Raw genomic sequence first — 8,631 nt, forward strand, 5'->3', positions numbered from 1 at the left:
CCCTGTATGCCTATAACATCAGAAATGCCTGTCCTTCGCGACAGGCATTTTTTTTGACCTATTATTCGTTGAAATGAAAACATTTAGATTAACCACGCACCGGAAGAAACTGTTGGCCGATACACTTACTCCAGTGTCGGCCTATCTCAAAATTCGAGATCGGTTTCCCCGTAGTATTCTTTTGGAAAGTAGCGACTATCACGCCAATGACAATAGCTTCAGCTACATTTGCTGCAACCCTATCGCCAGTATTTCCGTCGTAAATGAGCGCATCGAAACTACCTTTCCGGATGGCTCCCAAAATACTACGAAGATTCATACTACGGGATCGGTTCCACAAGCCATTCAGCACTTCTCACAACAATTTCAAATCCAAAAAGATCCGGATCTCAAATTTGTTCACAGCGGTCTTTTCGGGTATTTAAGCTACGATGCCGTTCGGTATTTCGAATCAGTCCCTTTAGCGCCCCAAAACAAAGAGCTTCAAATACCTGACGCCTATTACGCGGTGTATCAAAACATCATTGCCATCAATCATTTTAATAATGAAGCCTACCTGTTTGCCCATTGCTATGATTCGGAAAGTAACTTAGACAGTCTCTTGCAATTATTGCAGTCGCACCCGGCCAGCGAGTTTTCGTTTCGACGCGAAGGCACAGCCCATTCGGCTACTACCGATGAGGCGTACAAAGACCTCGTAGCTACTTGCCAGGCACATTGCGCACGAGGCGACGTCTTTCAGATGGTACCGAGCAAGCGATTTTCCCAAGCCTTTTCGGGTGATGATTTTAATGTGTATCGCGCACTTCGTTCCGTCAATCCTTCGCCTTATCTGTTCTTTTTCGACTATGGAAACTTTAAGATCTTCGGAAGCTCTCCCGAGGCACAACTCGTTGTTTCGGATGGGGTGGCTGAAATTCATCCTATTGCAGGTACCTTTAAGCGTACTGGAAACGACCTGAAAGATGCCGAACTCGCACAAGAGCTCGCTTCCGATCCGAAAGAAAATAGTGAACACGTAATGTTGGTTGACTTGGCACGAAACGATCTTAGTAGACATGGCACGAATGTTTCCGTAGATACTTATAAAGAAGTGCAATACTTTTCGCACGTCATTCACTTAGTGAGCAAAGTAACCGCCACTCAAAAACCCGATACCTCCACGCTCCAGATCGTAGCCGACACTTTCCCTGCCGGCACCCTGAGTGGAGCACCCAAACCCAAAGCCCTGCAATTGCTCTCCAAATACGAGCCGCAAGCACGTGAGTTTTACGGAGGCGCCATTGGTTTTATGGATTTTGACGGAAATTTCAACCACGCGATTATCATTCGGTCGTTTGTGAGTAAGAATCATACCTTGTACTATCAAGCAGGCGCCGGGGTGGTTTCCGACAGCCAACCCGAAAAAGAACTTGCGGAAGTATACAACAAACTAGGTGCCTTACACAAGGCACTCGAACTCGCTGAAACCCTATAACATGCACGTACTAGTAATTGATAATTACGATAGCTTTGTGTACAATTTAGTGCACTATTTAGAGGCCGCCCAGTGCCAGGTAACTGTTAAGCGCAATGACGCCTTCACGTTAGAGGAAGTTGCCAATTACGACCGACTCCTCCTATCGCCCGGGCCGGGGATTCCCGAGGAGGCAGGCTTGCTCAAAGAGGTGATCGCCACCTATGCCGGAAAACTCCCCATCCTTGGGGTATGTCTGGGTCAACAAGCCATCGGTGAGGTTTTTGGCGGAACGCTGATTAATCTAGACCAAGTGTTTCACGGCGTTGCCACCCAGGCACAGGTACTGGTGAAGGACGAACCGCTGTTTAAAAACTGCGGAAAACACATTGAAATTGGCCGTTATCACTCTTGGGTCGTAAGCAAAACCAATTTTCCGAAGGAGCTGGAGATCACCGCAGAAGACCCCAACGGTCAAATTATGGCGCTACGACATCGAACCTTCGATTTGAAGGGCGTACAATTTCATCCTGAAAGTGTTCTTACGCCAAAGGGAAAACAAATGATTCACAACTGGATTTCTAGCTAATATGAAAAAGATATTACAACAACTCATTCACCATGAGCCTCTGGAGAAACAGCAAGCGCGCAATGTGCTCGTTGCTATTTCAGAAGGAAACTATCCCGCGAGTCAGATTGCCGCCTTTATCACGGTCTACATGATGCGTCACATCACCTTGGAAGAACTGGAAGGCTTTCGCGATGCCTTGCTTGATCTGTGCGTTCAGGTATCGTTTGACGCCTGCGAAACCATCGATCTCTGTGGTACCGGAGGCGATGGAAAAAATACGTTTAACATCTCGACCCTTGCTTCGTTTATCACAGCTGGCGCCGGCGTGCCTGTGACCAAGCACGGAAATTATGGGGTCTCGTCCATTAGCGGGAGTAGCAACGTAATGGAAGAATTGGGCATACCGTTTTCAAACGATAACGATTTTTTAAAGCAGTGCTTAGACACTGCGGGAATTGCCATTTTGCACGCACCGCTCTTTCATCCCGCAATGAAAAACGTTGGGCCGATTCGAAAAGAATTAGGCGTTAAAACCTTTTTCAATATGTTGGGACCTATGGTAAATCCGGCCTTTCCCAAACATCAATTGGTGGGTGTGTTCAGCTTAGAATTAGCGCGATTATACGGATACCTGTATCAGAAAGGTGATAAACAATACACCATTCTTCATGCCTTAGATGGATACGATGAAGTGTCTTTAACCGGACCGGTGAAGCGTATCAGCAATCGTTTTGACGACATGCTCTTACCGGCCCATTTCAAATCGGAGCGCCTCAGTCCCGAAACGCTATATGGCGGTGCTACCATCAGCGAATCTGCGCAGCTCTTTAGCACGATCTTGAAGGCTGAAGGTACCGAGGCACAGCATAAGGTAGTATGCGCCAACGCTGCCTTAGCGATCGCCACCGCAACGGGTTGCAGCCTAGAAACGGGAGTAGAAAAAGCCGAGGATTCTTTATTCAATCGAAAGGGATGGAACGCCTTAGAACAATTACAAAAAATGGCACAGTCATGACCATCTTAGAGCACATAACACAGTATAAAAAACAGGAAGTGGCGGCTGCCAAAGAGGCCTTACCGCTCAAAGTGTTAGGGCAGTCCCCTTATTTCGATCGAAGCTGTCAGTCTCTTTCTGAAGCTTTGAAAAACAGTAGCACGGGTATCATTGCAGAGCATAAACGACGCTCCCCCAGCAAACAAGTGATCAATAATCAAGCACCCCTACCTGAGGTGGTAGCTGGCTATGCAAAGGCCGGAGTTAGCGGGATATCGATATTAACAGACACCAAATTCTTTGGAGGTTCCCTTACCGATCTGTGTCTCGCCCGCCAAACCGTTTCGCTTCCGCTGCTTCGGAAAGATTTCGTGGTGGATGAATACCAGCTTTATGAAGCCAAAGCATTTGGTGCCGATGCCGTCCTATTGATCGCGGCGTGTCTTTCGGATGCACAACTTGAAACCTACACCACTTTAGCGAACACGCTGGGATTAGAAGTGTTATTAGAAATTCATAATGCGGAAGAGCTCGAACGCAGTAAAGATCTTCCGGTTGCGATGATGGGGGTCAATAACCGAAATCTTAAAACCTTTGAGGTGAATGTAGCGATCAGCGAAGCCCTTGTGTCTATGATTCCGGAGCAGATGGTCAGAATAACAGAAAGTGGAATCTCAGATGCCAGCACCGTTACGTCCCTCCGACTCGAAGGATATCAGGGTTTTTTGATGGGCGAACATTTTATGAAACAACAAGACCCAGGTGTTGCCGCCAATAACTTTATTCAACAATTGCCATGAAGCCAGCTTTAAAAGTCTGCGGAATGAAATATAATACGCAAGCCGTTGCTGCACTGAACCCAGAATATTTGGGCTTTATTTTCTATGAGAAGAGTCCGAGATACTTTTCGGGGAAACTCCCACAACTTCCGGAGCACATTAAGAAGGTTGGGGTATTTGTCGATACGCCTATTTCCGAACTGATGCTACTTACAAAGCGGTATCAACTTGCGGTTTGCCAGCTTCACGGAGACGAATCGGTTACCTATTTGAAGGAGTTGCGCAAGAAGATTCCTGCCCACGTGCGCTTGTGGAAAGTGTTTTCCGTCGGTCCCGATTTTGATTTTTCTTCAGTTACGGCCTTTGAGACGGCAGCCGATGCCTTTTTATTTGATACCAAGGGGATCGCCCGAGGAGGTAATGGCGTGCGGTTTTCGTGGGACCGACTCCAAGACTATACGCTTTCAAAACCGATTATTCTAAGTGGCGGAATTGGCCCCAACCATGTTCCCGAAATTCTAGACCTACTCGACTCAAGCCTTCCCCTAGTCGCCATAGACGTAAACAGCAGGTTTGAGACCCAACCAGGATATAAAGATATTCAATCATTAAAAAACTTTCAAGATGCGTTATCACGTCGATGAACATGGCTATTACGGTGCCTATGGGGGAGCCTACATCCCAGAGATGTTGTATCCCAATATCGCCCAGCTTCAAGCCGACTACAAAACAATTTTACAGGATGCTGAATTTCAACAAGAATTTCAACAACTGCTAGCAGATTACGTGGGAAGGCCTACTCCGCTGTATTTCGCGCAGCGCCTTTCGGAACAATACAACACTCGTATTTATTTGAAACGCGAAGACCTGTGTCATACCGGGGCGCACAAAGTAAACAACACGGTTGGGCAGATTCTCTTGGCCAAACATCTGGGAAAAAAACGAATCATTGCCGAAACAGGCGCCGGACAACACGGTGTGGCGACCGCAACCGTTTGCGCACTGATGGGTATCGAATGCGTCGTCTACATGGGGGCTATCGATATAGAACGACAAGCCCCTAATGTGGCTCGCATGAAAATGCTGGGAGCTACGGTTGTTTCCGCAACCAGCGGAAGCAAGACCTTAAAGGATGCTACCAATGAAGCCATTCGCGACTGGATCAATCATCCCGAAGATACGCACTATATTATAGGTAGTGTCGTAGGACCTCATCCTTATCCTGATCTTGTGGCGCGGCTTCAAAGTGTTATTTCCGAAGAGATCAAAAACCAACTCACCCAGAAAGAAGGACGCGACTATCCCGATTATGTGGTAGCCTGTGTAGGAGGAGGTAGTAATGCCGCCGGCGCTTATTACCATTATCTCGATCGGCCGGAGGTAGGCATCATCGCCGTGGAGGCGGCCGGAAAAGGGATTCATAGTGGGGAAAGTGCGGCTACTTCAGCCTTAGGAACCCCGGGCATCATTCATGGAAGTAAGACCTTGCTCATGCAAACAAGCGACGGACAAATAACGGAACCCTACTCGATCTCCGCCGGTTTAGATTATCCCGGTGTAGGCCCTATGCACGCACACTTGTTCACCAGCGGTCGTGGTGAGTTTATCTCAGTTACCGATGACCATGCTATGACCGCCGGTCGTAATTTGTCGCGCCTTGAAGGAATTATTCCCGCCATAGAAACCAGTCATGCCCTCGCCGTATTTGAACAGCGCGAGTTTCTTCCCGAAGAAGTGGTCGTGGTGAACTTAAGCGGTCGGGGCGATAAAGACCTCAATACCTATATTAAATATTTTAATTTATAATTTGGACGTTTCCACGCCTGGGCGTGGTCGGGCCTGCCTGCCGGCAGAGGCAGGCTTTCGCCTGTACACGGTAGCTTGGCTCAATCCCTAACGCAACAACCATGAATAGAATTGATACCCGCTTCAACAGCAAGAAAAAAATAGTCTCCATCTACCTAACTGCCGGATATCCGAATTTGGAAGATACCGTAAACATCATTCAAAAACTTGAACAAGGGGGCGCCGATATGATTGAAATCGGACTCCCCTTTAGCGATCCGTTGGCAGACGGTCCTACCATACAGGAAAGCTCCACCCAGGCGCTCCAAAACGGCATGACCACCCAAGTGCTTTTTGAGCAACTAAAGCACATTCGGGAAACCGTGTCGATCCCGCTACTACTCATGGGGTACTTCAACCCCATCTTACAATATGGCGTTGAAAGATTTTGTGAACAATGTGCATTGGTTGGGATCGACGGACTCATCATTCCGGATCTTCCGCTGCGCGAATACAAACAACACTATGAAGAGGTTTTCCAGAAACACGGACTCCATATGATCTTTCTCATAACACCACAAACTTCCGAAGCACGTATTCGTGATATGGATGAGGCATCAAACGGTTTTCTGTACGTTGTGAGCAGCGCAAGCACTACAGGGAAGACAACTGGATTTTCCGCAGCACAACAGGCCTATCTTCAACGTGTATCCAGCTTACAGCTTCGAAATCGGTTGCTGGTTGGCTTTGGAATTCACGATGCGGAAACCTTTCAGACAGCCACGAAACATACCCACGGCGCCATTATTGGAAGCGCTTTTATTAACCACTTAAAAACAGAAGGACGCAAAGGGATTGCTTCGTTCCTTCAGAAGCTTCGCGGCGCGTCATAAAAAAGAGGTTCATAAAAAAAGCCGCTTCTCACGAAGCGGCTTTTCTTTTGGTTGGTTTATAAGGAAGATTATTCCTTGATCAAGCGTTTGATGGTGTTTCCACCTTCTCCTTGAATGTTTACCATGTATACTCCTGAAGCTAATTGAGAAACGTCAACCGACTTTTCAGTAGTCATGTTCGTAAGATCGATGGTTTGTACCAAACGACCGTTCACATCATAAATGGTAGCATTGTCTAAGCCAATCGCAGAACCATTGGTGATGTTGATCACGTTACGAGCAGGGTTCGGGTAAATGCTTACCGCGTTTGCAAGAACGTCTTCTACACCAAAGGTGCTTTCTACGGTCAATTCGAACGTACAGGTAGCAACGTTTCCGTACTCATCCTCAGCGGTAAGAGTTACCGTGTATACGCCGTCAGGCAACAAGGTACCCGGAGCCGGATCTTGAGTCAAGATCGTTACAGGATCTGTACAGTTGTCAGTAGCCGTTGCGTCACCATCTGCGAAGTAATCTGGCACTTCGTAGTTAAGGTTACCAGCACCTGGATCAACGGTTTGATCAGCAGGACACGTAAGCTCAGGAGCCATTGCGTCTACTACATCTACTTGTGCAACACAAGAAGCGATGTTTCCGCTAGCGTCACTTACAAATACAGTGATGTCAAGTGTCGTTCCGATATCGCTACAGAATACTTCTGTGATATCAACAGCAGCTGTTGAAATACCACAGGCTTCATCAATATTATTGATCAAGGCAAATGGATCTACTACCGCCATTCCGTTTTCGTCTAATTCAATAACAACGTTCGGGTTGGTATTGTCGTAAGAGAAGGTCAACGCCCATGTATTTAATACACCAGTGTCACCACCAGCCGTATCTTCAATACTGATCGTCCAGTCTCCCATAGAGCTTTCTCCGTCAAACACAGCAAGTGGGTTACTTGGCATGTAGTCAGCCAATGGGAAGGCATCACCGTCACCATTCGGGTTACAAGCAAGCGCGTTCATAGACTCATCGTCAAGAGTTGCCACTAAGTTGTCAGCAGAACATCCGTCAGCACCTCCGCTAAAGATCACAGCTTGTGTTCCCGCTGGAGATTCTAAGGTAATTTCTAAGTCACCTGTCCACGTATGAGCAATATCAAGATCTACGTTAAGATCGGTGATGGTTACATCGTCCATAACAGAAACAGAGGTACTTACTGTTGTATTGTCTACGATAGCCAATGATGGACTGTCAGATACTACTTCTTGTAGTGTTGATGGAGGTCCACACGTGATTACAGGTGCGGTTTCATCAAGTACGTTTACAGAAGCGATACAGCTCGTAAAGTTTCCGCTGTCGTCAGTAACAAATACCTCTAACTGGTTTTCACCAAGGTTCGAACAGTCAAATGATACCGTAGTGTCTACAATAGGGCTTAATGTTAAACAGAAGTTATTCAACGTTCCGTCATCTCCACCCGCATTGTCAGTAATTCTAAGTACCCAGTTTCCGTTTACTTCTTCACCGTCGAATGTAGAAGCGAACGTTCCACCCTCTGGCTCAAAAGTTCCGGTAAATGGAGGAGAAGCCGCTGTAATATCGGCACCACCATCCTGGAATACAGTATCGGTATAGTCATCACCACTACCACCGTTACGATCGGAAAGGATCAATTCGGTTCCTGCAGGAGACACCAATACAATATCTAGATCACCATCCCATGTGTGGGTAATGTCTAGATCTACACGGTCTAAGGTAAACTCTGTTCCAATAGCACCTGACTCAGCTACCGCTGCAGTAGATTCTGTTGGAGGAAGTGTGTTTACAATATCAGCACCCAAGTTATCTCCGCAGGTAGTAACATCTACAGCCGTAACAGGAGCACCTACAGAGGCAGTCCATCCACAGGCTTCATCAACACTTAATAAAAGGTCTGAAGCATCGATAGTTGCCATTCCGCTGGCATCAAGTACCACATCAAGAGGTGTTGGCACCACTTCGTAGTCGTAGGTGAAGCCCCAGCTGTTCAAGATACCAGAGTCAAGACCTGCGAAGGTATCTTCGATGGTCAAGGTCCAGTCTCCTAAAGTGCTCTCTCCGTCGAATGCAGAAAGGGCTTCAAAAGGAATATAGTCTGCTAATGGGAAGGCATTACCGTCACCATT

At 47.1% G+C, this 8,631-nt stretch carries 8 protein-coding genes; 7 read left to right on the top strand and 1 reads right to left on the bottom strand.

Annotated features, from left to right (window positions below; genetic code table 11):
• Positions 1-73: 73 nt before the first annotated feature.
• The 7 genes from PO830_RS13605 (at position 74) to trpA (ending at position 6,478) form a co-directional block, all read left to right on the top strand.
• Positions 74-1,477, top strand: coding sequence for an anthranilate synthase component I family protein (locus PO830_RS13605; RefSeq protein WP_272854123.1), 1,404 nt, complete (start codon positions 74-76; stop codon positions 1,475-1,477).
• A gap of 1 nt (position 1,478) precedes the next feature.
• Entirely contained in the window at positions 1,479-2,045 is a 567-nt protein-coding gene (locus PO830_RS13610) for an anthranilate synthase component II (RefSeq protein WP_272854124.1), read from the top strand.
• Position 2,046: 1 nt separating this feature from the next.
• Positions 2,047-3,042 (top strand): anthranilate phosphoribosyltransferase, encoded by a 996-nt coding sequence (gene trpD / locus PO830_RS13615; protein ID WP_272854125.1) that lies wholly within the window; start codon positions 2,047-2,049, stop codon positions 3,040-3,042.
• Positions 3,039-3,821, top strand: a complete 783-nt coding sequence (gene trpC, locus PO830_RS13620) for an indole-3-glycerol phosphate synthase TrpC (protein ID WP_272854126.1) — start codon at positions 3,039-3,041, stop codon at positions 3,819-3,821. The genes trpD and trpC overlap by 4 nt, the downstream gene beginning before the upstream one ends.
• A gap of 23 nt (positions 3,822-3,844) precedes the next feature.
• Positions 3,845-4,444 carry a phosphoribosylanthranilate isomerase gene (locus tag PO830_RS13625; RefSeq protein WP_272854127.1) on the top strand — a complete coding sequence of 200 codons (600 nt, stop codon included), beginning with the start codon at positions 3,845-3,847 and terminating at the stop codon, positions 4,442-4,444.
• Positions 4,425-5,606 carry a tryptophan synthase subunit beta gene (trpB, locus tag PO830_RS13630; RefSeq protein ID WP_272854128.1) on the top strand — a complete coding sequence of 394 codons (1,182 nt, stop codon included), beginning with the start codon at positions 4,425-4,427 and terminating at the stop codon, positions 5,604-5,606. Before PO830_RS13625 ends, trpB begins: the two co-directional genes overlap by 20 nt.
• Before the next feature lie 101 nt (positions 5,607-5,707).
• Complete coding sequence (gene trpA, locus PO830_RS13635; protein ID WP_272854129.1) at positions 5,708-6,478, top strand: tryptophan synthase subunit alpha; 771 nt, start codon at positions 5,708-5,710, stop codon at positions 6,476-6,478.
• A 68-nt stretch (positions 6,479-6,546) separates the two neighbouring features.
• On the opposite strand, the gene PO830_RS13640 is transcribed toward trpA, so the two are convergent.
• Positions 6,547-8,631: proprotein convertase P-domain-containing protein (locus PO830_RS13640; RefSeq protein WP_272854130.1), on the bottom strand; the 2,085-nt coding region annotated here is incomplete at its 5' end.

The sequence above is a fragment of the Altibacter sp. HG106 genome (genome assembly GCF_028561755.1).
GTDB lineage: Bacteria > Bacteroidota > Bacteroidia > Flavobacteriales > Flavobacteriaceae > DFVG01.